We start from the raw sequence: 1,149 nt of genomic DNA on the forward strand, positions 1-1,149 counted from the left end.
GGTGTAGCCCAGCTCCCGGATCTCGCGCAGTAGGTGGGGAACGGGGATGGCGGGGTCGGCCTGGCGCCGTTCGCGCAGGTGGTCGCGGTAGGGGTCGACGATGGTGGGCCGGTAGGAGGGGGCGATGCGCAGGGCGGTGGGTTCGGGCATGCGTGCGTAGCGTTTGACGGTGTTTAGGGCCAGTTGCAGGCGGCGGGCGCATTCGAGCAGGCCGACGCCTTGGCCGAGGAGGTCGTGGATCTTCTTCCAGCGTTCGCGCGTGGTCTGCTCGCGTACTCCGCCGGGGCGGGGCGGGTTGATGGTGGCCCAGCAGCCTGCATGGGCGCGGACCTCGAGCTGGACTTTGTCACAGAGGTTCCGCCAGAGGTGCCAGCGGTCGCTGACCTGCACTGCGTCGGGCAAGGCGCGGCGGACAGCCTCGGCGTAGGTGGCCGATCCGTCCCGGCACACGACCTCGACACCACTGCCGTGCTCCCGCAGCCAGGACTCGAGGGTGGCCGCCTCGCGGTCGGGCAGGACCGCGACGCGTCGGCCGGTCTCGGCATCCGTGATGATCGTGGCGTATCGGTGTCGGCGGCGCAGGGCGAAGTCGTCCACGCCGATCACTTGCGGGACCACCTGCTGCGGCACCGGCAGGCCGCAGATGGCGCAACGCGGTGCTGCGGGAAACGGGCATGGCCAGCAGGGCAGCCATGCGTGCCGCCGCCCGGCCGCATAACTCCCGTGCCACCTGCGATATCTGGCCCGCCAGCCGCACTGTCCGGCGCTGATGGCGCTCCGTCAACCCGGCAATCTGCTCGCGGAAGGTCTGCCGTCGACAGCCCAGCACGGGACAGACCAGCCGCCGGCCCCGGACGCGGACGACGACCGGGCGGTTATCGACCGGCACGTCCGTCACCATCCGGCCGTAGTACCCGTGCACCTTCGCCGTCGGCGTTCCGCACACCGGACACGGAACCGCCTCTTGCCGGGTGCGGGCCGTGACCACCACCACGTCACCGCCGTCCGTCACGCCCTCCACGACCAACGCCGACAACCCCGAAAACACCGTCGCTATAAGGGAGTTCACATCCATCACGCGACCATGATCACGAAAGCTACCCGGCGTCACCACCGACTACGGGACAGAGCCGCTCGTTTGACAGACCC

General features: G+C 69.9%; 1 pseudogene. It reads right to left on the minus strand.

The window, feature by feature from the left end:
* Positions 1–1,075: pseudogene (locus tag IH13_RS39050) on the minus strand (ISL3 family transposase); the annotation flags it as partial.
* Between the last annotated feature and the right edge of the window lie 74 nt (positions 1,076–1,149).

This window comes from Streptomyces sp. NRRL WC-3549 (assembly GCF_000721935.1).
GTDB lineage: Bacteria > Actinomycetota > Actinomycetes > Streptomycetales > Streptomycetaceae > Streptomyces.